The sequence below is a fragment of the Flavobacterium sp. 1 genome (assembly GCF_002797935.1).
Classification (GTDB): Bacteria; Bacteroidota; Bacteroidia; order Flavobacteriales; family Flavobacteriaceae; genus Flavobacterium.
The window spans coordinates 1,784,936-1,809,871 of sequence record NZ_PGER01000001.1 but is presented as its reverse complement, the minus strand read 5'-3'; the positions used below and the strand labels follow the sequence as shown (position 1 = coordinate 1,809,871).

The following is a 24,936-nucleotide window of genomic DNA, read 5'->3' as shown; positions in this document are numbered from 1 at the left end:
ATAGGAAATAAATCCATACTGCTTCATAAACTTTTTGGCTGACTAATGATTACCATAAAGACTCGTTGAAGATACAATGGCAATCATGTTTAGGCTGTCTCCGGAAAAGGAGAATTTGTGTTAGAAAACTAAAAAATAATTTGTTGCGGGATTCTAAATAATATTCTTTTTTTCACAAAACAACCCTTTTTTATGTAGTTTTCTTATAGTTGTAGATTGCAAGGCTATTTAAGACGGCAGCAAAAACGATAAGATACAGTAATTCATCGCTTACTTCTTTAAAACCGCTTCCTTTTAAAACGATAAGACGAACAACAGTAATAAAATGTGCAACCGGCGTAAAATCAGAGATAGTTTTTGCCCAGTCAGGCATGCTGTCGGTACTTGTAAATAAACCGCTCATCAGCATAAAAACCATCATAAAGAAGAATGCTATAAACATCGCCTGCAGCTGTGTATCTGCAAAAGTAGAAATCAGCAGGCCAAGACCCAAAAGAGCAATTAAATAAACACCTGCAAATAAATATAACAGGGCTAAACTTCCCTGTGGAAAGATTCCATATATGACATACATAACAATAAGGCCTACAGTAAAAACTATTATGCCAACAATCCAAAACGGAATAAGTTTACCCAAGATAAACTGCCATTTTTTTATGGGCGTAACATTGATTTGTTCGATTGTGCCGATTTCTTTTTCCTTTACAATATTAAGGGCTGTAATAAAACCTCCGATCATAGTGAGCAGTAAAACTAAAATTCCTGGAACCATGTAGTATTTATATTCTGCCTTAGGATTGTACCAGTTTGAATTTTCAATGCTTGCAGATGCCGCTTGGGTGTAAATAATTCCTCTAGGTGATTTAATATTGACATCAAGGCTGGAGTTAAATTCTGCAATTACTGACATTAAATAACCACTTCCTATTGAAGATTTTGTTCCATTAATAGCATCTACAGCAATATTAACCTGCTGACTGCCTTCTCTGACTAAACCGCGCTCAAAACCAGCTGGGATTTCAAGGACAACATCGGCATTGCCTTCTTCAATCAATTTTAATCCTTCTTTATAAGAAAGAGGACAGTCAACAATTCGGAAATATCCTGAGGAACCAATTTTATTGATTAGTTTTTGAGAATAGGTGCTATGATCGTGATCAACATAAGCAACGTTGATGTTTTTTACTTCAAAATTTGCCGCTAACGGCATAATGATTAACTGAATGGTTGGAACCGCAAACATTATAGCCAGGATAATTTTGTCCCTGAGTATCTGGCGAAATTCTTTCTGTAGCAAAAAGCCAAGTTCTTTCATGATAATCTGATTTTAAATTTCTTTAAAGCAATTGTCAATAGTACAATTGACATTCCTGCGAGAAGAAGTGTTTCTTTCCAAACATAATTAAAACCAAGACCTTTCAGCATAACAGCTTTCATAATGTCATAATAATATTTAGAAGGCAAAACATGTGAGATAACCTGAAATATCCAAGGCATATTTTCTAGTGGAAACATGAATCCTGTTAATAATAGGGTAGGGAGCATCATCCCCATCATCGATATAAGCATAGCAGTCTGCTGAGAATTTGTGATATTTGAAATTAATAAGCCCAAAGAAAGACAGGTAATTATAAATAAGATGCTTTCGCCAAAAATAAGCAGGAGGTTTCCTTGTATTGTAATATTGAGCAGAAAGACAGAGAGCAATAGTATAATTATAAAGTTAATCAAAGATAAAACCAAATAAGGTATTGCTTTTGCTATTAAAACCATAATAGGTTTAAAAGGGGAGACCAATAAAATTTCCATGGTTCCCAGTTCTTTTTCCCTTACCACTGCTACGGATGTTAATGCGGTACTGACAATCATAAAGATTAGTGCAATAACACCTGGAATAAAGTTAAGCGAACCGTTTTGTTCTTCATTATATAACAGCCTCAATTGAGGTATGATTTGATAAGACAGCTTTGTATTTGGGTTAAGTTCCTGCTGGTAAATTGCTATAATGGTTTTAAGATAATTAGTTACTATAGTTGCCGTGTTGGGATCAGAAGCATCCGCTATAACTTGTATGTGAGCTCCACCGTTACGATATAAATCTGCACTAAAATTGGAAGGGATTATTATTGCACACTTTATACTGCCTTCTTTAAAACGGCTTTCTATATCTTTATAATTAATAATAGGGCTTTTTACTTTGAAATAAGTACTGGTTTGTATTTTGTTGATTATTTGCTGTGAATTTACATCATGCGCATTGTCTTGAATGCCAACACCAATATTTTTCACCTCACTGCTTAGTGCAAAGCCGAACAAAATAATCTCCACAATTGGAAGGCCAAAAAGTATCAGCAGTGTTCTGCGATCTCTGAATACGTGATAAAATTCTTTTTTAATAAAGGCTAATAACTGTTTCATCTTAATCTCCTGATCTTTTAGCACCTCTTGCTAGTTGATAAAAAACATCATCCATTGAGTGAGTATTAAACTGCTTTTTTAAATTTGTGGGGCTGTCTAAAGCTTCTACACGTCCGTCAACCATAACGGTTATGCGATCACAGTATTCAGCTTCATCCATGTAGTGTGTTGTAACAAATACAGTAATTCCCGTTGCTGCGGCTTCATAAATCATATCCCAAAATTGTCTTCTTGTAATTGGATCAACACCGCCTGTTGGTTCATCCAAAAACACAATTTTTGGTCGATGAAATATTGCCACGGAAAAAGCTAACTTTTGTTTCCATCCTAAAGGCAGTGCGCCAACGAGTTTTTTAGCTTCTTTTTCGAGTCCCAAAGTTTCGACAAGATCTTTGCTTCGTTCTTTAATTTCTGGACGGGAAACGCCATATACGCCACCATAAAATTCAATATTTTCTAATATCGTTAGATTATCATACAAGGAAAACTTCTGACTCATATAACCAATATTTTTTTTAATCTGTTCCTGTTGTTTATACACATTAAAACCTGCAACTGAAGCTTCGCCAGATGTTGGAAAAGAAAGTCCGCAAAGAATACGCATTGCCGTGGTTTTTCCGGCTCCATTTGCTCCAAGAAACCCAAAGATTTCTCCTTTGTCAACATCAAAACTGATACTGTCAACTGCTTTAAAATCGCCAAATTGTTTAGTGAGATTTTTACAGATTATTGCTTTATCTTCCATTGGGTATTTTTTTAATGCTGTATTGCAGTTTGCTCTTTCATTAAGCGAATAAAACTGTCTTCAATCGAAGCCGTAATTCTTTTTACTTCAAATCCTTCATGATTGTGCTTGTTTGAAATTTCTTTTAAAACCAGCTTTTCATCGGTATCTGAAATCAGCGTAAAATGCAGATATTCACCAAATGCATAACAGCTTTCAATCGTTGGATCAGCACGTAAATCTTTCAAAAGTGCATAAATATCATCAGATTTGGCTGCAAAAAGATGCTTAGGGAAATTCTGAACAATCACTTGCGGTTCATTAATCGACATGATTTTTCCTCCCTGAATCAGCGCAATGCGGTCACAAAGATCAGCCTCATCCATATAAGGAGTTGAAACGACTATAGTAATATTCTGTTTTTTAAGTTTTGCCAGCATTTCCCAAAATTCTTTGCGAGAAACGACATCGACCCCAGTTGTGGGTTCATCTAAGAATAAAACTTCGGGTTTGTGTACAAGCGCACAGCAAAGCGCCAGTTTTTGTTTCATACCGCCGGAAAGTTTTCCTGCTCTGCGGTCATTAAAAGGTTTTATTTGATCGTAAATATCTTTGATAAGATCATAGTTTTCCTCAATTGTAGTTCCAAATACCGTTGCAAAGAAAGTCAGGTTTTCTTTTACCGTTAAATCCTGATATAGCGAAAAACGTCCGGGCATATAACCCACGCGGTTTCGTATTGCCTGATAATCTTTTACCACATCGTGGCCCTCTACAGATGCTGTTCCGCTGTCGGCAAGCAGGAGCGTAGTTAAAATCCGAAATATTGATGTTTTTCCCGCTCCATCTGGACCAATGAGACCAAAGAGCTCTCCTTTTTTGATTTCAAAAGAAACATCGTCTACAGCTTTTACATCACCGTATGTTTTGATTATATTTTTTGCAATTACTGAATACATCTTTTTATTGTTTAGACCACAATATTTCGCCGTACATTCCAATTTTTAGATAGCCGTCATTTTTTACTTTTGCCTTAATCGCATAAACCAGATTGGCTCTTTCCTCTTTAGTTTGGATTGTTTTTGGCGAAAATTCAGATTTGTTTGAAATCCATGTGATAATTCCAGAATACTCTTTGTATTTATCTTCTCCCTGATCAATTCGTACTTTTACCTGCTGTCCGGTTTTAATTTCTGGCAGCTGTGTTCCCGTAATATAAGCTCTTAAATTAAGCGTATCTGTATTTGCGATTTTGTAAATAGGTTTTCCTATAACCTGTAATTCTCCCTGCAGTGCATAATTTGCCAGAACTATTCCGTCAATAGGATTAATAATCTGCCCTTTATTAAGCTGTTCCTGATATTGTGCAACAGATTTCTTAAGAGGTTCTTTTTCGCTTAAAATGCTTCGGTTTTGTGTATTTGTATTGTAGGTATTCAACGTTAATTGTTGTTTAGTCACAGCTATTTGTTTTTTTAACTGATCAATTGCGGCATTATTATCGTCGAGCTGTTTTTGAGTTGCTGCATCTGCTTTTACAAGATTTTGTGTTCTGGTGCGCTCCCGTAGCTGTTGTTCGAGTTGTGCTTCCTGAACAGATAATTGGCGTTTAACTAATTCCGATTGATTATTTGGATTTATTGTTTTTTGTGACAATGCACTAATGCTCGCCTCAACCTGTTCTTTTTGAAGCTCAATAGTACGCATATCAATTTGACCAACTTTTTCGCCTTTTTTTAGCTGAGAACCTTCTTCGACAGAATAGGACAGAAGAATTCCATTCTGTTGTGCTGAAACAATTACTTCGTTGGCTTCAAAATTACCAGATGCATCATATTCATTCTGTTTTCTGCAGCCAATAAAAATTAGTGCAATTGTGATGAGTAATAATGATTTTTTCATTTTATATTGTTTATTGTTAATTACCAGAGATAAATTTTTGACTATATTTTGCCTGCAGCAATTGTATTTCGTGAAGTATTTTAGTTTGTCTCGCTAAATGTTCAGTATTTACCTTTTGGATATACTCATGGGTTGTAATGACGCCATTATTGAGTTGTGCTTCAGCAGATTTTGATACAGATGATCTTAAAGCAATTGCCTGTTCATCTTGCTGAATTAATTCAGAATATTTTTTGACCTGTTCATCCTGCTGCGAAAGATCTAATTTTGTGTTTAGTAAAAATGTCTGTTTATCTGCTTCAGCTGTCTGGCGGTTTAGTTTAAAAATATTTTTCTTGTTTGATAAAGTATATAAGCTTCCTAAAGACCAGTTAAGTTTTATTCCTGCTACATACCAAGAGCCAAATTTATCTTCAATAATGTTTAGTGTCGGCCTTCCGTATGCACCTTGAAAAAAGGCACTCATTTGTGGCAGGTAGTCCGATTGTAACTGTTTTTCCTGCGCATCATAAATTGTTTTTTGCAAATCATACGCCTTCAGTTCTGGCCGGTTTATGTCGGCAGAAATATAATTTGGCTGCGGAAGCTGTAATTGGCTTGATGCCGAAAGTTTTTTGCCAATGAATAAGGAAAGCATTTTTAGGTATGCAATTTTATTAGATTGATATTCTGTTCTTGCCATTTCAATGTTTAAGATTTCTGCTTTTAGCTCATCTAGACTGCTTTGAAAAGCAATGCCGTTTTTAAGTGCAGCTTCTGTTTTTTGTACTTGAGTCTGAAGGTTTTCAATGTTCAGCTCATTTTGTTTTAATTGCGCGTCCATCAAAAGAATAGAGAAGTAGATGCTATTAATTCTCTGTTTTATGGCATATAAATTCGTTTCGAGATTCTGGAGTTGTAATTCTGAATTTGCTTTTATCAATTTTTTTTGATTTTTTGTGTTCCCTCCATCAAACAAAAGCTGGTTGATTTCTCCTTGTATTTTATACTGGTCATTACTTATCGAAGGAAGTATTCCTCCTTGTCCTAATGCATCAGGAAAACTTACTGTTTCTGATTGATAAGATGCCTGTCCTGAAAATGATATTTGAGGAAGATAACGTTTGTTAGCATTTTGAATATCGTAATCACTGCTTTTGTTTATTAAGTCCAGCTTAGCAATGGCGGGATAATTCTCTCTTGCCAGTAGATGACAATTTTCAAGGGTAAGAATTTCGGTCTGTGCATTACTGCTATAAACTGCCATTGAAATGAACAGTATAGTGCACATTTTTTTTAAACAATTAATATGCATAATTATTAAGTGTTAAATTGTCAATTTTTATCGTATTTATTATCGCGATCTAATTATATAATTAAAGTATGTCCAGAAAAAATTATGATTCCATCATAGCCTTAATCCATACAGGAATTAGTTTTTTGCGCTGAATCATTAGAGCATTAAATTGCTCTATCTGCAGGTTCCTTGTTCCCATAATTATTGGTTTTGCTATAAAAGGAAATGCTACGAGTCCCATCAGATTCATTAAAAAATGTAACGGATTAGGTTCAGTGATTCTGCCCTCTTTTACTGCTTGCTGATGTTGTTTTAAAAACGCAGAATCAATAAGAGTTTCCTTTACAGGAAGTTTTTTTAAAATCCCACCAGGATTGTGACGAATTTCGGTTACAATAAATGTGGGCAATTCTGGCTCTTTGATTATAAAGTCAATATAATTTGATGAAAGCAGTTCTATTTTTTCTTCCAGTGTAGTGTTTTCTTCATTCAATATTGTTCTCATGCTTTTAACAAAAATCGTTAAAGTTTCAGTCATTATAAGTTCAAATAATTTGGCTTTACTTCTGAAATAGTAATTTAATAAAGCAAGATTAAGACCGGCTTCTTCAGCAATGTCTCTAGTTCTGGTTGCAGCAAATCCCTTTTTGTAGAAAACTGTCTTAGCGGCTTCCTTAATTTTTTCTTCTGTGCTGGTATCGGGCTTTTGGTTACTCATTGTGAGTTTTGAATTAAATTACATTATAAATGTATGAAAGATTTTTTATTTAAACAAAATGTTTAATCATTTGATTAAACATTTTGTTTAAATTGTTAAAATTATTGATTACTAGTTGATTAAAGTTGTAGTTAATAGCAGTATTGGTTCCAAGAATAGTTAAAACTAATGAAGGTTCTTCAAGAAAACGGCAAGTGGAATTTCCTGACCTAAAAAAAAGATATTGGGGTCGTCATTTTGGGCTATAGATTTTGGTCAAATGCTATTGCTGGAACTTTTTGTTACAAATGTTTTCCAGCACCATTTTAAAATTCCTATTTTTATGAAAATTTATTTGATATGATATTTTATTGGAAACCTTTGTTTGTTGTTTTTTGTTTTGTGTGTTTTGGGAATAGTTTTGCCCAGACTGCAGCTACTCGAATTTTGCCTTCAAATACAGTTAATGATACTGCTTTTGTAAATTTGAAAGATTACAGCAAAGATTTTGTGTATGATATGAAATATGCTACTGATGATAATTTTCTGAAATCTAAAGTTTATGATTGTGCCGAATGTTATTTGCGTTACAAAACTGTAAAAGCATTGATTTTGGCTAACGAAAGATTTATGAAGAAAGGTTTTAAAATTAAATTATTTGATTGTTACCGTCCGTTGGATATTCAGAAAAGAATGTGGGCAATTGTTCCAAATCCAGAATATGTTGCAAACCCAGCTAAGGGTTCTATTCATAATAGAGGAGGAGCGGTCGATATAACACTCGTGGATTTTGATGGAAAGGAACTTGATATGGGTACTCCGTTTGATTTTTTTGGTAAAGAAGCCAGTCATGATTTTCCTGGTTTTTCGAAAATTATTAGAAATAACAGAAATTTACTGAAGAAAATTATGATCAAGGAACACTTCAATTCGTTTGATTCAGAATGGTGGCATTACAATTTGAAAGCTGGTCTGAATGATTCTGTTTCTAATTTTAAATGGGAATGCAAATAATTTTAAGGCCAGCTGTTCTTTATTGTCATCAAATTAGTTAGGTTTATATTCTTTCTTTATGTTTATTTTTCATCCTTAATTAGCTTTTAATTATTGTAATTGCAATATTTTTTGTAATAAATAACATTAAAAAAAAATTAACAGGATTTATTTAATAAGCCTTTTTGATTCTGTCTAAATCCCTTTTGGTATCCTGTTCTTTTAGCGATTCTCTCTTGTCGTATGTTTTTTTGCCTCGGCAAAGACCAATCTGTAATTTGGCTATCCCTTTTTCATTGGTAAATAATTTTAAGGGAACAATAGTCAATCCTTTGGCCTGAACACTTCGAGCCAAACCTTTTAATTCTCTTTTGTTCAAAAGCAGTTTGCGCTCACTTCGGGCTTTATGATTAAATTGATTTCCAAAGCTATATTCTTCAATGTACGTATTGATGGCAAAAAGTTCAGTGCCGCTAAATTCGCAGAAACTTTCAGTAATATTGGCTTTGCCTAACCGAATGGATTTGATTTCGGTTCCAGCCAATACAATTCCTGCAGTGTAGGTTTCCAGAATTTCATAATCGAATCGGGCTCTTTTATTGAGTATGTTTACATTTTTTTGCATAGTATGGCAAATTTAGGAACTAATTAATGAAAGACCAATTGTTTTTGGTAAAATGCCATAAATTTGCATTATGGAAAAACAACAATCAAAGAATCCGCTTCACGGAGTAACACTTCAAAAAATAGTGGAAACATTAGTGGAATATTATGGATTTGACACTTTGGGGGAACTGATTAAAATAAAATCGTTCAACGAAAACCCAAGTGTAAAGTCAAGTCTTACCTTTTTGCGAAAAACAGATTGGGCTCGAAAACAAGTCGAAGAGCTCTATATAAAAACCATTCCAAAAATATAATCCAAATAGTTAGGAGCTATTTCCAGCTGTCTACTATATCTGTTGTCCTTCTCGTCTTTTGGGACGAGACAGGACAACAGGATGCCGTTTCCATTTGGGCTAGGGCATTGATTTTCATAAGGAAATAATGGTGTTTGCTGTTTATTTATTCAATTTAGAATAAATCATAGTGTCCAGAAAACGACCGTCGTAGTATTCATTTTCAATTAAATGAGCTTCTTTTACAAAACCATTTTTCAACAAAACCCTTTCCGAAGCTATATTTTCAGGATCCAAAATTGCCTCAATCGAGTGCAGTTTCATGTCATTAAAACCATAATCAACCACTTTTTGCAGTGCTTCCGAAACAATTCCTTTTCCATTGTATTCAGGAAAAAGCATATAGCCCACTTCGGCTCTATAATGTTCAGGTTTCATGCGGTAATGACCAATGATTCCTATGATTTCTTCGGGTTTATCCAAGAATGTAATTCCCCAGTTAATGCCAATTCCGTTTTCTATTTTATTATCAAACAGAACAATAATTTCCAGGGCATCTTCTTTGTTTTTAAGGTACGGTCTTGGAATATATTTCATGACTTCGTCATTGGAACGCAGAGCCAAAAGTGTCTCCGCATCATTAACGTTTACTTGGCGCAATAATAATCGTTCAGTTTTTAATACTGGAAAAGGTAAAAATTTGATTTCTAGCATACTTTTTTAAATTGTTTTATAGAATTTCAATGCTGAAAGCAGAATGAAAAGTTTTATTCGGATCCAAGATCTGAATTCCTTCTTTATCTAAAAGCGAACCGGATTTATCCACAGTATCAGAATATCCAAACCAAGGTTCAATACAAATAAAAGGAGCATTTGGCGGCGTCCAAATTCCTAAATCTGGAAAACTAGGATAGCTCACTTTCAAAAACGGTGTAGAATTCTCTAAAACAGTAACCGATTTGGATTTTATATTTTTAAAAACCAAAGCATCATTTTCAAATAGTTTATAATTCAAATGCAATTCATTTTTGTCCAATGATAATTCATTTGTTGCATTCGAAATTAGACCATCTTCCAATAAATAATAATCTAAAGAGTCTTTTGTTTCAAAAGCCAAGCTGTAATTTTCAAAATTATTTGGCAGATCAAATGCAGGATGCGCACCGATTGAAAAAAACATTTTTGATTCCCCTTTGTTGAATACTTTGTATTCTATTTTCAATGTTTTGTTTTCCAGTGTATAAATTAGGTGCAGATCAAAATTAAAAGGATATTTTTCTTTGGTTTCTGGAGAAGCTACTAATGAGAATGTAGCGCTGCTTTCTTGTTTGTCAATTAATTTAAATTCCATTTCACGGGCAAAACCATGACGGGATAAATGGTATTCGATATTGTTATGCTGATAGGTATTGTTTTTTAAAGTGCCCACAATTGGAAATAAAACAGGAGAATGCTTTCCCCAAAATTCAGGATTTCCATTCCAGATGTATTCTTTATTTGAATTATCTTTTAAAGAGCATAATTCGGCTCCTGTATGTTTTATTTCAGCAGTTAAAATGGAGTTTGATATGGTAGTGGTCACGATAATTGTTATTTTTAATTGGTAAAATGCTATTTGTAAAGATATTTTATAATTCTTATTTAAAGAAGAAAAACTAAATTTTTATTTGAAGCTAAAATCAATCAAATTCTTAATTTTAATTAGAAAATCAATTTTTTTTCCATTAATTTGCTTTTGAATGATTAAAAACATGAAATATGTATAAATAAAAAGACAAAAGTTTAGGTATTATTGTACTTGTTAAATACTGTTTCAATTAAAAAAACATAAATATCTGCATATGAAAAACAATCGTTTTGGAGCCTTATTTCAAATGGCTTTATTAATTGTGGTTAGTACCTCTTGGAGTCAGGAAACTCCTGCTTCTGGCACTTCTTCTTCTAAACCCGTTTCTAAGTATGATTATCATGATGCTTTTGGGCCATTTTTTTACACCAAAGATGCAACACCGACACGTTCGGCAAGCGGTGAGCCGGGTTATGCCTATTGGCAAAATAGAGCGGACTATAAATTAACGGCGAAATTAAACGAAAAGACAAATGAAATTGTTGGTACAGATATTGTAACGTATACCAATAACAGTAATGATAAAATGTCATTTGTTTGGATGCATTTGGATCAAAATTTATTCAAAGCCGATTCAAGAGGAAATGCGCTTATACCTCTTAACGGAAGCCGTAATGGTGCAAGAGGTGAAATTTTTGACGGAGGGCATAAAATTAAATCCGTTAAGATAGTTTCTGTTTCAAAGGGGAAATCTGTTGAAAAAGAGGCAAAATACATTATTACCGATACCAGAATGCAGGTTTTTCTTCCAGATGATTTGAAACCAAAAGGCGGTGTGGTAAGCATCAAAATTGATTTCTCTTTTATTTCTCCAAAAGAAGGTTCAGATAGAACGGGAGTTTTGGATACTAAAAACGGCAAAATTTTTACCATAGCGCAATGGTATCCGCGTATGTGCGTGTATGATGATTTGAGAGGATGGAATACCAACCCATATTTAGGAGCATCAGAGTTTTATTTGGAATATGGTGATTTTGATGTGAATATTACTGTACCTTCTAATCATATTGTAGTTTGTTCAGGCGAGTTGCAAAACTCAAAGGTCGTATATACTGCCACCGAGCAAAAAAGAATTGCTGAGGCAAAGCAAAGCGAAAAAACAATAATGATTCGTACAGCCGAAGAAGTAGCTGCCAATGCTTCAAAAACAGGAACTGCTTCTGAAAAAACATGGCATTTTAAAATCAAGAATGCAAGAGATCTTTCATGGGCATCTTCACCAGCGTTTATTTTAGATGGAGCCAGAATTAATTTGCCAAGCGGTCAAAAATCACTTGCATTATCAGCTTATCCAGTTGAAAGTGCTGGAACTGAAGCTTGGGGACGTGCTACTGAATATACAAAAACTTCGATTGAAAATTATTCTAAAAGATGGTTTGAATATCCTTATCCAGTAGCTACCAATGTGGCAGGAAATGAAGGCGGAATGGAATATCCGGGAATTGTTTTTTGCGGTTGGGAATCCAAAGGTGAAGATTTATGGGGAGTTACAGATCATGAATTTGGTCATGGCTGGTTCCCAATGATTGTAGGGTCTAATGAGCGCTTATTTGGGTGGATGGATGAAGGATTCAATACTTTTATCAACTCAATAAGTTCGGTTGATTTTAATAACGGCGAGTATAAAAGTAAAGTAATGGATCTTCATAAAAATGCCGATTATTTTACAAATCCTAATACTGAGCCGGTAATGAGCTCTCCAGACAATATGAAAGAAAAGAATATTGGTCTTTTGTGTTATTTTAAACCTAGTGCCGGATTAGTAATGTTGAGAGAACAAATATTAGGACCTGAACGTTTTGATTTGGCTTTTAGAACTTATGTTGAACGTTGGGCTTTCAAGCATCCAGCTCCAGATGACTTTTTCAGAACGATAGAAAATGTGGCAGGTGAGGATTTAAGCTGGTTTTGGAAAGGATGGTTTGTTAACAACTGGCGTTTGGACCAAGGAGTAAATTCGGTTAAATATGTGAAAAATGATCCAAGCAAAGGAGCAATAATTACTATCGAAAACTTTGAAAAAATGGCTATGCCTGTGGTTTTAGATGTAAAAACGAAAATCGGAAAAATAACCCGTGTTAATTTGCCTGTCGAAATCTGGCAGCGTAATGTGGATTGGTCTTTCAAAGTAAATACTACTGAAGAAATAGAAAGTGTTATTATTGATCCAGGTCATGTATTTCCTGATGTGGATGAAAGCAATAATACTTGGAAGTCTGATAAAGGAGTAATTGAGAAAGATATTATTTTAGACGGTTATTTAGGAAAGTTTTCTACTAAAGCCGCTCCATTGAAAATAGAGATTACAGAGAACAACAGTGTACTTTTTGCAGAAATTACAAACTATCCGAAATTTTCATTGACACCAATAGGAAAGGATTCGTTTGAATCTAAAGAAGCAGGAGTTACATTTCAGTTTAATGAAGCTAAAATTGGATTTGATATGATTATCAGTTCCGATCAAAAACTACCTTTTACAAGAGATTAAAAAAGGTGCTTCGTAATAATAAAAAAGACTTGCAGAAATTTTATCTGCAAGTCTTTTTTATTTATAGAATATTAATTTATTCAGGAATCTGCTGGCTTAGGCAATGCAATGTTCCGAATCCCCAAATAAAATCAGCAGCACTAATTCCGATGATTTCGCGGTCTGGAAAACACTCTGCAAGAATGTTCAAAGCAATTCTATCATTACTGTCATTAAATGTTGGAACCAGAACACACTTATTTAAAATTAAGAAATTGGCATAACTGGCAGGCAAACGCAATCCTTCAAAATCAATTCGTTTTGGCATTGGCAGAGAAACTATAATCGGCGCTTTTCCGTTTTCCAGTTTAGCATTCTGCAGTCGTTTTAAATTGTCCTGCAATGGTTTGTAATTGCTGTCTTTTGGGTCTAATTCTATTATGGTGACTATGGTATCTTCGTTTATGAAGCGGCATAAATCATCGATGTGTCCGTGGGTATCATCACCTTCAATTCCATCGCCTAACCAAATCACATTTGTTACTCCTAAATATTCTTTGAAAACAGCTTCGTAATCTTCTTTAGTAAAATTATCGTTTCGAACCTGAATAGAAGGATGCATCAAACATTCTTCGGAAGTCAATAAAGTACCGCGGCCGTTCACATCAATAGCACCGCCTTCAACAATTACGGGGTTGCCTTTATACATCACCTGAGTTACAGGAATGTTTAAAAATTCGCCAACTTTGGCAGGAACATGTTTGTCTAAATTGATATTCTTGTATTTGGCCCAACCATTGAAATTGAAATTCAATGCTTCTCTTTCTGTACCATTTTTTACAATAATTGGCCCGGAATCACGCATCCAGCTACGGTTGGTTTTGTGTATAATGAAAGAGATATTGCTCATTTTTACGTGAGCTGTTTCCAGCATTTCGCTTACTTTGCTTTTTTGATTTTCATCGGCAACTATCAAGAAAACTTGCTCATAAGCTGCAACTTTCTTGATGAATTCAACAAATGCCCATTGTACGGCTTCGTATTTTCCTGGCCAATCTTTGCCATTATGCGGGAAACACAATAAAATTCCTTGCTGTTTTTCCCACTCTGCAGGAAATCGTCTTGTAACTGTAGTCATAGATAAATGCTGATTGAAATGCGTGCAAAGATATGCAAACAGCAGGATTAATAAAAGTAGGAATTGTGAGTTATTGGCTGAAAGTTATTTGGACTGTTGCCAAAAATGCCAATTATCTCCTTTTAGTCCTGATAGAAGCGGCATCTCCCGATTTAGAAAAACAAGGCCTTTTGCTGTAGTTTTTGTTAATCGGGAATATAGCGGACAGCAGGAAACCATTTATCCTGATAGAGTCTTTTGTTTCTCTCCTTAAATATGTCCTAATTTTTTTTGAAAGATTAAAAAAAGCACTTTTTGATAAATAATCAATAGATGTCTTTGAGTTGTTTTGTTTATCTCATTTGTAATTGTTTATTGGGCAATAAACGTGGAAATTATGTAACACCGCATATAACATATTCTACGACTCAAAGTATAATTTTGATGAGAATTTTAAAACAGAAACCAAAACTTAAATTTGAATATTATGAAAAATACTTTATTATTAGTATCGCTTTTGACTTTATCTTTTACTGCAAACGCACAAGACGTTGCAACAACTACAGTAAATCCTTCAATTGACAATCTTGCTTATAATAAATGGTCGATTGAATTAAATGGAGGTGTAAACAAGCCGATCAGAACAATTTCACCAGGTTACAGTACAGCAAGTCTTAATCTTTTTCACGCTGATTTAGGTGCAAGATATATGTTTAATCCAAAATTTGGTCTGAAATTGGATTTTGGATACGATAAATTTAAGGAACGAAACGATACTCCTTCGTTTGAAAGTACTCAGTTAAGAACAAGTATTCAAGGAGTAATTAATGCGGGGAGGGCATTGAACTTTGAGGACTGGACTAATACTTTTGGTTTGCTGTTTCATGGCGGTTTTGGGGTTTCTCAATTAACTTCAGATGATTTTCATGGACAAGATTATGCTGGTAATGGAATTATTGGTGTGACTGGACAGATTAAATTAAGCGATAGAGCTGTTTTGACTGGTGATCTTACCGGAATAATTACGACGAGACAAAATTATAATTTTGACGGAATGAGCCTAACAAACACGGGTACATTGGATGGACTATTATTAAATGCATCAGTTGGTTTGACGTTTTATTTAGGTAAAAATGCAAAACATGCTGACTGGGTAGGAGAGACAGATAAATATGAAGGTTTAGAAAAAAGAGTTCAATTGATTGAAGACGGTCTTTTAGATACTGATAAAGATGGTGTAGCGGATTTGTATGACTTAGAGCCAAATTCTATTGCGGGGGTTGCTGTAAATACTAAAGGGCAATCTATAGATACTAATCAAAATGGCGTGCCGGATGAATTAGAAAGCTACTTAGAAAAAACGTATGGACAAAATGGCAATGCCACAACAAATAATAACAGCATTGAAGAATTAATTAATGGAGGATATGTAAATGTCTATTTTGATTTTAATTCGTCAAAACCAACAAATGCTTCTTTGCCTGGTGTTGCTTTCTTAGTTAAATATCTGCAAAGCAACCCGTCTAAAAATGCAGACATTATTGGATATGCAGACGAAATAGGAAGTTCAAACTACAATACTGAATTATCAAGAAAAAGAGCTGAAGCTGTAAAACAAATAGCTACAAATGCTGGAATCGATGCTTCCAGATTAAATGTAATCGCCAACGGAGAAGATGCATCTGTAAATAAAAATTCTAAAGAAGCTCGTCAAATCGTAAGAAGAGTTACTTTTCAAGTAAAATAAATTTTTAATTTCAATTGGTCAAAGCCGTTTCAATTATTTGGAACGGCTTTTTTATGGAAATTTTGCACATAATTCCTTTGCAGTATGTCTAAAGTATTCCGTTTTAATGTTTGAAGGTGTATTTAGATTCTGATTAATTATGGAACTGGCTGTTTATTGTTTATATGTAATTAATAGCGCATTAAAATTCATTTTAGATATTTTTTGTCGTTAAATAATTACTTTTTTTATCAAAATATCAATTTATTAATATTTTGATTTATTGATAAAAAAGCATAAAAGGTATCATTTTTGGTTTTTTATCAATATTTTTAGAGGTGAATATGTTAAAATTCAGTGTATTAATTTAAAAAAAAAGGAATACGGTATAAAATAACTCACATATTTATATTAAATTTGAAAACCTAATTTAAATACTCACTAAAAAAACAACATTATGATAAACTGCTGCGCTATTGTTTAGTCTTGATATTTATTGATGTTTGGTTGCATACTATTACATCTAAATATGAAAAAAACAAAAATAAATCTTAATTGATAAGAGAGCCTTCAATATCTTTTATTAAAAAATTAAAAATTAAAAATAAAATAATTACCTATCAGTTCTTCATTACATAATGAAACTGTATTAATGAAATAAGTAAATTTAAATAATTGCTATTTCAGTTAATTCTAAAAAAGCCCCAAATTTTTTAATTAATATTAGTATTCTTTAACAATTTTAAAATGTATTTAAACTTTGATTTAAATCGTTTTGAATTAAACTTTTATATTATGAAAAAAAAATTATCTTTTTTATCTTTATTATTATCATTAGCAGCAACTGCACAGGATGTGAGTACCACTTCATCTCAATCTTCAGTTGATAATACAGCGTATAATAAGTGGTCAGTTGAACTAAATGCCGGTGCAAATAAACCGATTAGAGCGATAACAAACAAATATTTTACTCCTACCTTTAATCCGACTCATATAGATTTAGGAGCGAGGTATATGTTAAGTCCTAAATTTGGCTGGAAACTTGATTTTGAATATGACAAATTTAGTGAACGAGATAATACTCCACCGTTTGAAAGCACCTATTTAAGAACGAGTCTGCAGGGAGTTGTTAATCTTGGACGAGCTTTAAATTTTGAAACTTTCACCAATACATTTGGATTGTTACTTCATACAGGTCTGGGAGCTTCACAATTGACCTCTAAAAATGGTTTTGAAGGTGAGGACTATATGGTTAATGGAATTTTTGGTCTAACAGGTCAAGTTAGGCTAAGCAATCGAGTTGCTCTAACTGCAGATCTAAGCGGAATTGTTCATGGAAGCCAGAATTATAACTTTGACGGAATGAAAGCATCATCTTCAACAGCAATTGACGGCGTAATAATAAATTTAACTGCTGGTTTAACTGTTTACTTAGGAAAGAACGAGAAACATGCTGACTGGATTGGTGGAAAAACAATCTCCGATGATTTAGAAAGAAGATTAAGTCTGTTAGAAACCAGTCTTTTGGATTCTGATAAAGATGGTGTAGCCGATTTGTATGATTTAGAACCAAACTCTATTACCGGAGTTGCTGTAAATACAAAAGGACAATCCATAGATCATAATCAAAATGGTGTTCCAGATGAATTAGAAAGCTACTTAGACAAAACGTATGCGAAAAATGGCGGTAATGTTCCATCAAATAATAATATAGAGGAACTGATTAACGGAGGATATGTAAATGTCTATTTTGATTTTAATTCAACAAAACCAACTAATGCTTCTTTGTCCGGCGTTGCTTTCTTAGTTAAATATCTGCAAAGCAATCCGTCAAAAAGTACTGATATTATAGGATATGCTGACGAAATTGGAAGTTCAGGCTACAATACAGAATTATCAAGAAAAAGAGCTGAAGCTGTGAAAGAAATAGCTGTGAAATCTGGAATTGATGCTTCTAGATTAAATGTAATCGCTAATGGAGAAGATACTTCTGTAAATAAAAATTCTAAAGAGGCACGTCAAATCGTAAGAAGAGTTAGTTTTCAAGTAAAATAAATTCTAAAACAACTAAATAGAAAAAGCCGTTTCAATTTTTTTGAAACGGCTTTTTAAATATGTTAAATTGTATTAATCAATAGCTCTTTTGGTAATATCCCCAAAGGCATCGATTCTTCTGTCTCTAAAGAAAGGCCAGTTTTGGCGTACATTTTCCTGTAGATCCAAATCTACTTCGGCAATAAGAATTTCTTCTTTATCATGTGAGGCCTGCGCCAAAATTTCACCTTGCGGTCCAGCTATAAAAGAGGATCCCCAAAACTGAATTCCTGCTGTTCCTTCAATATATTGTTCTAATCCAATTCGGTTAGCGGCAGCTACATACACGCCATTGGCAACAGCGTGACCTTTCATAACATTCATCCATGCTCCGTGCTGGTTTTCGCCGTATTGTTCTCTTTCTAATGGATGCCATCCTATTGCTGTTGGGTAAAATAGTACATCGGCACCTTGCAAAGCAGTTAATCGTGCAGCTTCCGGATACCATTGATCCCAACAAATTAAAGTTCCTATTTTTCCTTTCTCGGTAGGGAAGGCCTTGAAACCTAAATCACCTGGAGTGAAATAGAATTTTTCATAGAAATGAGGATCGTCTGGAATGTGCATTTTGCGGTATAAACCAGCTTCAGATCCATCTGTGTCAATGATGTACGCACTGTTATGGTAAATTCCTGCCATTCTTTTTTCGAAGAAAGGAACAATGATTACCACACCTAATTCTTTTGCCAAAGCACTAAAAGCAATAAATGAAGTGCTGTACAATGGTTCTGCCAAAGCAAAATTATCTACATCTTCACTTTGACAAAAATAATGACTGCTGTATAACTCCGGCAACGAAATCACTTCAGCACCTTGACTGGCTGCATCCCGAACCCAGCTTAAACATTTTTTAAGGTTGTTTTCGGCAACGTCGTTTAGATTCAATTGAATCACCGCTATTTTGTATTTCTTCTTTGACATGGTAAAAAAATTAGAGTGCAAAAATAGTTATTTTTTTATGAAGAGCAGCGGTACTGACTTTTGGATTTTTTGAAAAAGTTTAAGTCACATTATTCAATAGTCTGAAGATTACACAGATTTTGCGGATTTAGACTGAATTTTAAATTTTGTTACTGTTTTAACCTGTTTAAAATGTATGAACGTATAGTATCTGCACACAATATTGTCATGCTGACGAAGGAAGCATCTCTACAGTCCTATTCGACAAAGTGATTTTTTTTACTTGGACTGCGGAGCGACTAGCGGAGAGGCTTCCTTCGTCAGCAGGACAAGTTTGTAGATTGTTGGGATGCTGAAAAATGTCATTGGTAGTTCCTAAATAATTATCAAAATTTTTCAAAGATTTTAATTACGGATTGCTTGCTCAGCGTGTGTTACGTAGTAGAGAAACTTCGTATAGCGAGCGCAATTGAATATCACCTGTTTTTAGCAGTTAACTATAGATTTTCGAAATCTATTTTATCTTTTAAATTAAAATCTGTAAAATAATTTCCTCCAAGCATTAATATATTTCCTCCTTTTAGCATGATTCTCGTTTCGGAAATTCCTCCGATAAGATCAATATTTAAATAAAATGATTCTTGTGGAGATAACTGCTGTCTTCTTTCATTACCTTGAGAATCACAAGGTCTTGCAACTACTTTTATAAACTTCATAATTCTGGTTTTTTATTGATAAATAATCTAATGTAAAAATAGACAAATCAAATAATAAGATAATTAATGATAGTTATTTTTTATAAACATTTTTTTCGAGATATTAACAAATCTATTTTTTAGTTGCAATTTTGACAAGCTTGCCACTAACTAGTATATACCTGCTCCAATGTAGTATATAGCCATTTAATTTGAGTGGCTTTTGCGTTATGTTTGTAGTAAATATATGTATTTAATCAGTAGAATTCTTCGAGGCTTTGCCTCGGGGTTAAAGAGGAAAGTTTGAAAACCTAAGGTTTTCATAAAACTAAAAATTTACTTTCTTCCGATTGATACCTCGATGGCTCTGCCTCGGGGTAATTCATTTCAAAACCAAAATCTTGCTATTAATAATCGCAAACTGAATCATTTCAACTGAAAAACAAAACATCTCGCCTAGCCCCGATAGAAGTAAAAATCCTTGTGAACCGGGGTTCGGTTCACAAGATTGAAGCGGACAGCGGGACTACTGTTGATGAAATAACAAATACTTCTGCTCCAAAAGAATAGGCATAAACTCGGTAAAAATTATAATTCAATTAACATCTTGGGCTAAATACCATTGGCGGTAATGTCTAAATTTGTGTAAACTTGAAATGTCTATGAAAACCCCAATACCGATATCTTTATTAGAGTTAGCTATAATTACCGAAGGAAGCAATGCTGCCGAAACGATGCAAAAAATCAGAGAACTGGCTCAGCTTGTTGATGTTTTGGGCTATAAACGTTTTTGGCTGGCGGAGCATCACAATATGGCACATGTGGCGAGTACGGCAACGGTGGTTTTGATAGGATATGTGGCGAGCCAGACACAAAATATACGAGTGGGATCGGGAGGAATTATGCTGCCTAATCATTCTCCGTTGATTATTGCCGAACAGTTTGGGACATTGGCGACTTTGTATCCTGACCGGATTGACCTTGGTTTGGGAAGAGCACCCGGAACAGATTCGCAGACAGCGCAGGCCATACGTAAAGACTTTTTTGAGGAGTCACAGCGGTTTCCAAAGAATGTGTCGGCATTGCAGGATTATTTTTCTGAGGAAAATGCTACGGCTAGTGTCCGAGCTTTTCCAGCCGAAGGGACAAACGTTCCTATTTGGATTTTAGGATCGAGTATGGACAGTGCCTCATTGGCGGCGGCGTATGGATTGCCGTATGCTTTTGCGGGACATTTTGCACCTAGGCAAATGATTCCCGCTTTTGAGTTTTACAGGGAAAATTTTAAGCCATCAGAATATTTACAAGAACCCAAAACCATGGCATGCGTCAATGCAATTGCTGCCGATACGGATAAAGAAGCCGAAATCCTATCGACCAGTTTGTATCAAATGTTTCAGAATTTAGTTCAGAATACCCGAAAACCATTACAGCCTCCAGTGGATTCCTTGACCGATTTGATGAATAACATGAGCGAAGAAGCCCGCTTTCATGTCAACCAAATGACGGCTGGTTCGTTTATAGGCAGTAAAGAAACATTAACCAAGGAATTAAAGGAATTTATCCAACATTCCCGCATTGACGAATTGATGATTAGCAGTCCGATATACAGCCATCAGGATAAGTTGAAAAGTCTGCGGATGCATAAAGAAGTTGTGGACAGTATTTAATGCCAATCAAGTGTTGTTATTAATCTGATTAAACCTAACAGGTTTCTAAAACCTGTTAGGTTTTCGCTTAGAACCAAAAAGCTGTATATAGCCCTTGATTCGCATATTTGATATTGGCTAAGCTCGATTAGTGTTTCTCAGAAGCAAAAAATATAAGGCATTTTCGAGTTATAAAAACTACTATTGTGTCAATATAGCAGCATTATCGGGCTGTAAAACCTTCATTAAATCCAAAGGATTGCTTATTACATATTTTGCTCCTGTAGCAATCAATTCTTCTTCTGGACGATAGCCCCATAACACGCCCACTGCAAGCATATTGGCATTTGCTGCTGTTTGCATATCAATGCCAGAATCTCCGACAAAAATGATTTCTTCGGTTTTAAATCCCTGTCTTTTGCTTATTTCTATAGCTTCAGAAGGGTTTGGTTTTTTTAGTGCTTCGACACTCAAACCAACAATATTATCAAAATAGCCAGGAAACAAATCGGCAGTGATTTTTTTGGTAAGCTCATCCGATTTATTCGAAAAGACACTTAGTTTTATATTATTTGAAATCAACTGATCCAATAATTCGATAATCCCATCGTATGCTTTTGTTTTGCGGGTGCAATTATTGCTATATTCTTCAATCATCAGTTGGTAGCAGCTGTCGATATGTTTTTCATCGTTATTGGTTTCTGGCAACGATTTGCTTACTAGATTTCTAAGACCGCTGCCAATGAAATACTGATAAGTTTCATAACTGTGAGTTGGGTAGTTCAGGTTTTGAAGAACACTGTTCATAGCATCTGCAATATCTTCTAGCGAATTAACCAATGTGCCGTCCAAATCAAAAATAACGCCTTTAAATTTCATTTTTTTTATTTTATTTCTTTCTAATTATCTTTTTGAACACAGTTACTATTGCTAAAACAATAAAACCGATTATAAGCCCGAAGCTAAATTCTTTTACAACAGAAGGCAATTGAGGAAACAAATGATGTAAAAAATCAATATTGTGTACAAATATACCGCCAGCCACAAGAAGTAAAGCTATTGTGCCAATAACGGCCAGGCTTTTAATTACTTTTGGTAAAGCTTGTACCAGTAAATTTCCTATTCGATAGGATAAGCTACTTTCTTTAGTACTATGTTTGATGAGTTTATAACCGAGTTCGTCCATTCTTACAATCATCGCAACAATGCCATAAACGCCTACTGTGGCTAGAATGGCAATTATGGAAACTACAACAATCTGTGACAGCAATGGTTTTTCTAATACAGTGCCTAATGCAATAATCACAATTTCTGCCGATAAAATAAAATCGGTTATTATTGCTGACTTTATTTTGCTTTTTTCTAGAGTTAGGATTTCCTCTTCGGTGTATTCTTTAATTACGGTTTCAGTTGCCGTATGCTCACGATGAAATAGGTATTCGAATATTTTTTCGGCACCTTCGTATGCTAAATAAAGTCCGCCAAGCACTAAAATGATTATAACTGCCAAAGGAAAAAAAGCACTAAGCAAAAAAGCAATTGGCAAAATGATTAATTTATTGATGAACGAACCTTTTCCAATGGCCCACAGTACAGGAAGTTCTCTAGAGGAAATAAATCCGGAAGCTTTTTCGGCATTAACCGCTAAGTCATCGCCCAAAATACCAGCTGTTTTTTTTGCAGCGATTTTACTCATTACTGCAACATCATCCATAATTGCTGCGATATCATCTAATAGTACAAAAAAACCTGAAGCCATTATAATTGTTTTAGAAACTGAGTTTAATTTTGGTGTTTTTACCAAAATTTTTCTCCTTAGCCTTGATTATTTATTGATGCGAATCTACTAATTTTTACTGGAATTATTATCTGGAATTTACCTGGAAATATTAAATTTTATTCAGTTTTTTGAGAGGAAGGAAGTGTTTTTTGTTTTATAAAATTTTAATCAAAAAAAAACACCAGCATCTCGGCTAGCGTACTATATGTATTCCTAAAAATTGCATTTAGTGATTATTTCTTTTAAAGAAATTATTGAAAACAGCAGTTCCAACTGCTTTAATATTAATTGAATGTTTTGAAACAATATTTGTTATAGCAAATTGAAGAATTGTTCCAATTACTTTTTTTAAAGTACCGCTGTTCTCATCGACTATAAGTTTTTTAGAAATGAATCCAGTAGCCAGCCCCATGACATTACCAATTACATCCTCTTTTATTTCAGGCGAAGCGGTAATTTCGTGAACCACATTCTTGATAAGGTTAATGGGTTTTACACTTTCATAAGCGATATGAAATTGATCTTTTAATAACCGAAAATCAGTATGATATAGCTGTTCGTTAATCAGTATCAATTCATTTAATGCATCGGTTTCGTTCATTTTTTTCATAAGAACTATTTTTAATAGATAAATTATTGCATTATATAAAGACCATTAATTGCCTAGTTTTAAGGACATATTCAATTATGTTTTTTTTGCTTCATCATTTGTCTGATAATAGAATTGCTGATAGGATATTTGATCCATTGTTCCCGGAAAACGCGAAGAAGAATCGCTGTCAGTAAATAGAAAGAACCGATTATAAAGAAACCGTAAAATGAATCACCCAATTGTTTTCCTATCCATAAAGCAACACCAATGCTAATAATTATGATTGACAGCACAACAGTCATACTGACAACGAGCAATGAAAAGAGGGATGAAACTATTTCGGCCGATTTATCGACAGCGTTTAGCTTTACCAATTTCAGGGTTGTGTTGGCGTAATCTTCAGCGCGCTCAAAAAGAGTGGCTATAGGTGTTGTATCGTCAATCATAATATATTTTATTTATAATTAATAGTTTGCTGCGGGTCTGTTGATTTCATTTTTTACTTCATCAAATTTTGCTTTCCCAGATTGGGCAATATTTTCAGCATCATTTTTCACAGCCTGAAATTTTTCTTTCAAAGTCTCTGCAATACCGTTATATTTTGATTTTAAATCATCTGCATAATCATTTCCTTTATCTAAGATCTGCTGACGGGTTACTGAACCTTTTTCTGGTGCAAATAAGATTCCTAATATTCCACCAACGGCAAGTCCTGCCACTGTTCCTAATACTACTTTACCTGTGCTCATGATATTTAATTTTTGAATGTTAATGAATTAATTTTATTTATATGAATTTAAATTTTTAACGGCATTGTCCCAAAAGAAACCAGATAATGGCAAAAACTAAAATAGTGCAAAACAGCCACCGCCTATTTTTTTTGCTCCATAACCAGCTACAAGCCCTTTAAATATATTGTTCATAATTTTTTATTTTATGAGGTAGCTTTCTTTAAGTCTATTGCTTATTCTCAATAATGTAAAGTTGCATTACTTTGCTTGAAAATGTTTTATATTTCTTTTTAAAAAAGTTACAAAATTTACATATCAGCAGAAGGTTTTACAGGAATTTAGCTGTTGATTATCTAACATCTGAAAAAAATGAACAATCAAAAAAAGGGTTAATGTGAGCTTCTCTATTAGATTTATTGGTTTAACGATTCAATTTTAAATCCGGCTTCCTGCACTTTTTGCATAACTTCTTCTTTGGCAATGCCGTCAGTCTGCACGGTTAGAATTTTGTCTTTGCTCACTGTATTCACTTCCCAATGGCTAATGCCTTTAGCTTCATCAAGGAAAGGTGTTACTTTGGCAACACAGCCATCGCAGTTGATGTTGGTTTTAAATTGTAAGTTCATGTTGTCTGTTTTCATATTTTTAT

26 protein-coding genes are annotated in these 24,936 nt (G+C 34.1%); 7 read left to right on the top strand and 19 right to left on the bottom strand.

What is annotated here, in order from left to right; genetic code table 11:
• Positions 1–190: 190 nt before the first annotated feature.
• The 7 genes from CLU83_RS07335 to CLU83_RS07305 all read right to left on the bottom strand — a co-directional run bounded on the left by CLU83_RS07335 (position 191) and on the right by CLU83_RS07305 (position 7,038).
• A complete protein-coding gene (locus tag CLU83_RS07335; RefSeq protein ID WP_100431003.1) occupies positions 191–1,315 on the bottom strand; it encodes an ABC transporter permease in 1,125 nt (374 codons plus the stop codon).
• Positions 1,312–2,418 carry an ABC transporter permease gene (locus CLU83_RS07330; RefSeq protein WP_100433655.1) on the bottom strand — a complete coding sequence of 369 codons (1,107 nt, stop codon included), beginning with the start codon at positions 2,416–2,418 and terminating at the stop codon, positions 1,312–1,314. The genes CLU83_RS07335 and CLU83_RS07330 overlap by 4 nt, the downstream gene beginning before the upstream one ends.
• Before the next feature lies 1 nt (position 2,419).
• Positions 2,420–3,163 carry an ABC transporter ATP-binding protein gene (locus CLU83_RS07325; protein ID WP_100431002.1) on the bottom strand — a complete coding sequence of 248 codons (744 nt, stop codon included), beginning with the start codon at positions 3,161–3,163 and terminating at the stop codon, positions 2,420–2,422.
• A gap of 11 nt (positions 3,164–3,174) precedes the next feature.
• The gene (locus CLU83_RS07320) at positions 3,175–4,101 is read right to left on the bottom strand and encodes an ABC transporter ATP-binding protein (RefSeq protein WP_100431001.1); all 927 of its coding nucleotides are present in this window, start codon (positions 4,099–4,101) and stop codon (positions 3,175–3,177) included.
• 4 nt (positions 4,102–4,105) lie between these two features.
• A complete protein-coding gene (locus CLU83_RS07315; protein ID WP_100431000.1) occupies positions 4,106–5,044 on the bottom strand; it encodes an HlyD family secretion protein in 939 nt (312 codons plus the stop codon).
• A gap of 16 nt (positions 5,045–5,060) precedes the next feature.
• Positions 5,061–6,314: a TolC family protein gene (locus CLU83_RS07310; protein WP_232727004.1), complete on the bottom strand. Its 1,254-nt coding sequence runs from the start codon at positions 6,312–6,314 to the stop codon at positions 5,061–5,063.
• 106 nt (positions 6,315–6,420) lie between these two features.
• Positions 6,421–7,038, bottom strand: a complete 618-nt coding sequence (locus CLU83_RS07305) for a TetR/AcrR family transcriptional regulator (RefSeq protein ID WP_100430998.1) — start codon at positions 7,036–7,038, stop codon at positions 6,421–6,423.
• 339 nt (positions 7,039–7,377) lie between these two features.
• Between CLU83_RS07305 and CLU83_RS07295 the strand changes: the two genes are divergently transcribed.
• Complete coding sequence (locus tag CLU83_RS07295) at positions 7,378–8,031, top strand: M15 family metallopeptidase (RefSeq protein WP_100430997.1); 654 nt, start codon at positions 7,378–7,380, stop codon at positions 8,029–8,031.
• 151 nt (positions 8,032–8,182) lie between these two features.
• Here CLU83_RS07295 and smpB read toward each other — a convergent pair whose 3' ends face one another.
• Positions 8,183–8,635, bottom strand: coding sequence for an SsrA-binding protein SmpB (gene smpB / locus CLU83_RS07290; RefSeq protein WP_100430996.1), 453 nt, complete (start codon positions 8,633–8,635; stop codon positions 8,183–8,185).
• Positions 8,636–8,705: 70 nt separating this feature from the next.
• Between smpB and CLU83_RS07285 the strand changes: the two genes are divergently transcribed.
• Positions 8,706–8,930 (top strand): VF530 family DNA-binding protein, encoded by a 225-nt coding sequence (locus CLU83_RS07285; RefSeq protein ID WP_100430995.1) that lies wholly within the window; start codon positions 8,706–8,708, stop codon positions 8,928–8,930.
• Between the two features lie 141 nt (positions 8,931–9,071).
• Here the strand turns inward: CLU83_RS07285 and CLU83_RS07280 are convergent, their stop codons facing one another.
• A complete protein-coding gene (locus CLU83_RS07280; protein ID WP_100430994.1) occupies positions 9,072–9,623 on the bottom strand; it encodes a GNAT family N-acetyltransferase in 552 nt (183 codons plus the stop codon).
• 16 nt (positions 9,624–9,639) lie between these two features.
• Positions 9,640–10,491, bottom strand: coding sequence for an aldose 1-epimerase family protein (locus tag CLU83_RS07275; protein ID WP_100430993.1), 852 nt, complete (start codon positions 10,489–10,491; stop codon positions 9,640–9,642).
• Positions 10,492–10,750: 259 nt separating this feature from the next.
• Here CLU83_RS07275 and CLU83_RS07270 point away from each other — a divergent pair, with 259 nt between their 5' ends.
• Positions 10,751–13,024 (top strand): M1 family metallopeptidase, encoded by a 2,274-nt coding sequence (locus tag CLU83_RS07270; RefSeq protein WP_100430992.1) that lies wholly within the window; start codon positions 10,751–10,753, stop codon positions 13,022–13,024.
• A 76-nt stretch (positions 13,025–13,100) separates the two neighbouring features.
• Here the strand turns inward: CLU83_RS07270 and CLU83_RS07265 are convergent, their stop codons facing one another.
• Positions 13,101–14,141: an agmatine/peptidylarginine deiminase gene (locus CLU83_RS07265; protein WP_100430991.1), complete on the bottom strand. Its 1,041-nt coding sequence runs from the start codon at positions 14,139–14,141 to the stop codon at positions 13,101–13,103.
• A gap of 32 nt (positions 14,142–14,173) precedes the next feature.
• Between CLU83_RS07265 and CLU83_RS22035 the strand changes: the two genes are divergently transcribed.
• From CLU83_RS22035 to CLU83_RS07255, 3 genes are all read left to right on the top strand, one after another.
• Entirely contained in the window at positions 14,174–14,320 is a 147-nt protein-coding gene (locus tag CLU83_RS22035; RefSeq protein WP_157802024.1) for a hypothetical protein, read from the top strand.
• Positions 14,321–14,607: 287 nt separating this feature from the next.
• Complete coding sequence (locus CLU83_RS07260) at positions 14,608–15,867, top strand: OmpA family protein (protein ID WP_100430990.1); 1,260 nt, start codon at positions 14,608–14,610, stop codon at positions 15,865–15,867.
• Between the two features lie 774 nt (positions 15,868–16,641).
• Positions 16,642–17,901: an OmpA family protein gene (locus tag CLU83_RS07255; protein WP_100433654.1), complete on the top strand. Its 1,260-nt coding sequence runs from the start codon at positions 16,642–16,644 to the stop codon at positions 17,899–17,901.
• Between the two features lie 72 nt (positions 17,902–17,973).
• On the opposite strand, the gene CLU83_RS07250 is transcribed toward CLU83_RS07255, so the two are convergent.
• Both CLU83_RS07250 and CLU83_RS07245 read right to left on the bottom strand, forming a co-directional pair.
• Positions 17,974–18,861, bottom strand: a complete 888-nt coding sequence (locus CLU83_RS07250) for a carbon-nitrogen hydrolase (RefSeq protein WP_100430989.1) — start codon at positions 18,859–18,861, stop codon at positions 17,974–17,976.
• A gap of 476 nt (positions 18,862–19,337) precedes the next feature.
• Positions 19,338–19,556, bottom strand: a complete 219-nt coding sequence (locus tag CLU83_RS07245) for a hypothetical protein (RefSeq protein ID WP_100430988.1) — start codon at positions 19,554–19,556, stop codon at positions 19,338–19,340.
• Positions 19,557–20,197: 641 nt separating this feature from the next.
• On the opposite strand from CLU83_RS07245, the gene CLU83_RS07240 reads away from it, so the two are divergent.
• On the top strand, positions 20,198–21,205 hold the full coding sequence (locus tag CLU83_RS07240) for an LLM class flavin-dependent oxidoreductase (protein WP_100430987.1): 1,008 nt from the start codon (positions 20,198–20,200) through the stop codon (positions 21,203–21,205).
• 180 nt (positions 21,206–21,385) lie between these two features.
• Here CLU83_RS07240 and CLU83_RS07235 read toward each other — a convergent pair whose 3' ends face one another.
• The 6 genes from CLU83_RS07235 to CLU83_RS07210 form a co-directional block, all read right to left on the bottom strand.
• Positions 21,386–22,063 carry an HAD family hydrolase gene (locus CLU83_RS07235; protein WP_100430986.1) on the bottom strand — a complete coding sequence of 226 codons (678 nt, stop codon included), beginning with the start codon at positions 22,061–22,063 and terminating at the stop codon, positions 21,386–21,388.
• A gap of 10 nt (positions 22,064–22,073) precedes the next feature.
• Entirely contained in the window at positions 22,074–22,943 is an 870-nt protein-coding gene (locus CLU83_RS07230) for a DUF808 domain-containing protein (RefSeq protein ID WP_100433653.1), read from the bottom strand.
• Between the two features lie 247 nt (positions 22,944–23,190).
• On the bottom strand, positions 23,191–23,574 hold the full coding sequence (locus CLU83_RS07225) for a hypothetical protein (RefSeq protein ID WP_100430985.1): 384 nt from the start codon (positions 23,572–23,574) through the stop codon (positions 23,191–23,193).
• A 71-nt stretch (positions 23,575–23,645) separates the two neighbouring features.
• Positions 23,646–24,002: a hypothetical protein gene (locus CLU83_RS07220; RefSeq protein ID WP_100430984.1), complete on the bottom strand. Its 357-nt coding sequence runs from the start codon at positions 24,000–24,002 to the stop codon at positions 23,646–23,648.
• Positions 24,003–24,020: 18 nt separating this feature from the next.
• Positions 24,021–24,305 carry a YtxH domain-containing protein gene (locus CLU83_RS07215; protein ID WP_100430983.1) on the bottom strand — a complete coding sequence of 95 codons (285 nt, stop codon included), beginning with the start codon at positions 24,303–24,305 and terminating at the stop codon, positions 24,021–24,023.
• 395 nt (positions 24,306–24,700) lie between these two features.
• Positions 24,701–24,928 carry a heavy-metal-associated domain-containing protein gene (locus tag CLU83_RS07210; protein ID WP_100430982.1) on the bottom strand — a complete coding sequence of 76 codons (228 nt, stop codon included), beginning with the start codon at positions 24,926–24,928 and terminating at the stop codon, positions 24,701–24,703.
• Positions 24,929–24,936: the final 8 nt, after the last annotated feature.

Bases quoted from the DNA above. Each gene is read 5' to 3' on its own strand.
- CLU83_RS07325 (WP_100431002.1), bottom strand. From the start codon at position 3,163: ATGGAAGATAAAGCAATAATCTGTAAAAATCTCACTAAACAATTTGGC.
- CLU83_RS07255 (WP_100433654.1), top strand. From the start codon at position 16,642: ATGAAAAAAAAATTATCTTTTTTATCTTTATTATTATCATTAGCAGCA.
- CLU83_RS07310 (WP_232727004.1), bottom strand. From the start codon at position 6,314: ATGTGCACTATACTGTTCATTTCAATGGCAGTTTATAGCAGTAATGCA.
- CLU83_RS07225 (WP_100430985.1), bottom strand. From the start codon at position 23,574: ATGAAAAAAATGAACGAAACCGATGCATTAAATGAATTGATACTGATT.
- CLU83_RS07280 (WP_100430994.1), bottom strand. From the start codon at position 9,623: ATGCTAGAAATCAAATTTTTACCTTTTCCAGTATTAAAAACTGAACGA.
- CLU83_RS07330 (WP_100433655.1), bottom strand. From the start codon at position 2,418: ATGAAACAGTTATTAGCCTTTATTAAAAAAGAATTTTATCACGTATTC.
- CLU83_RS07245 (WP_100430988.1), bottom strand. From the start codon at position 19,556: ATGAAGTTTATAAAAGTAGTTGCAAGACCTTGTGATTCTCAAGGTAAT.
- CLU83_RS07335 (WP_100431003.1), bottom strand. From the start codon at position 1,315: ATGAAAGAACTTGGCTTTTTGCTACAGAAAGAATTTCGCCAGATACTC.
- CLU83_RS07315 (WP_100431000.1), bottom strand. From the start codon at position 5,044: ATGAAAAAATCATTATTACTCATCACAATTGCACTAATTTTTATTGGC.
- CLU83_RS07220 (WP_100430984.1), bottom strand. From the start codon at position 24,002: ATGATTGACGATACAACACCTATAGCCACTCTTTTTGAGCGCGCTGAA.
- CLU83_RS07215 (WP_100430983.1), bottom strand. From the start codon at position 24,305: ATGAGCACAGGTAAAGTAGTATTAGGAACAGTGGCAGGACTTGCCGTT.
- CLU83_RS07210 (WP_100430982.1), bottom strand. From the start codon at position 24,928: ATGAAAACAGACAACATGAACTTACAATTTAAAACCAACATCAACTGC.
- CLU83_RS07295 (WP_100430997.1), top strand. From the start codon at position 7,378: ATGATATTTTATTGGAAACCTTTGTTTGTTGTTTTTTGTTTTGTGTGT.
- CLU83_RS07270 (WP_100430992.1), top strand. From the start codon at position 10,751: ATGAAAAACAATCGTTTTGGAGCCTTATTTCAAATGGCTTTATTAATT.
- CLU83_RS07240 (WP_100430987.1), top strand. From the start codon at position 20,198: ATGAAAACCCCAATACCGATATCTTTATTAGAGTTAGCTATAATTACC.
- CLU83_RS07285 (WP_100430995.1), top strand. From the start codon at position 8,706: ATGGAAAAACAACAATCAAAGAATCCGCTTCACGGAGTAACACTTCAA.
- CLU83_RS07250 (WP_100430989.1), bottom strand. From the start codon at position 18,861: ATGTCAAAGAAGAAATACAAAATAGCGGTGATTCAATTGAATCTAAAC.
- CLU83_RS07305 (WP_100430998.1), bottom strand. From the start codon at position 7,038: ATGAGTAACCAAAAGCCCGATACCAGCACAGAAGAAAAAATTAAGGAA.
- smpB (WP_100430996.1), bottom strand. From the start codon at position 8,635: ATGCAAAAAAATGTAAACATACTCAATAAAAGAGCCCGATTCGATTAT.
- CLU83_RS07235 (WP_100430986.1), bottom strand. From the start codon at position 22,063: ATGAAATTTAAAGGCGTTATTTTTGATTTGGACGGCACATTGGTTAAT.
- CLU83_RS07260 (WP_100430990.1), top strand. From the start codon at position 14,608: ATGAAAAATACTTTATTATTAGTATCGCTTTTGACTTTATCTTTTACT.
- CLU83_RS07230 (WP_100433653.1), bottom strand. From the start codon at position 22,943: ATGGCTTCAGGTTTTTTTGTACTATTAGATGATATCGCAGCAATTATG.
- CLU83_RS07320 (WP_100431001.1), bottom strand. From the start codon at position 4,101: ATGTATTCAGTAATTGCAAAAAATATAATCAAAACATACGGTGATGTA.
- CLU83_RS07265 (WP_100430991.1), bottom strand. From the start codon at position 14,141: ATGACTACAGTTACAAGACGATTTCCTGCAGAGTGGGAAAAACAGCAA.
- CLU83_RS22035 (WP_157802024.1), top strand. From the start codon at position 14,174: ATGCAAACAGCAGGATTAATAAAAGTAGGAATTGTGAGTTATTGGCTG.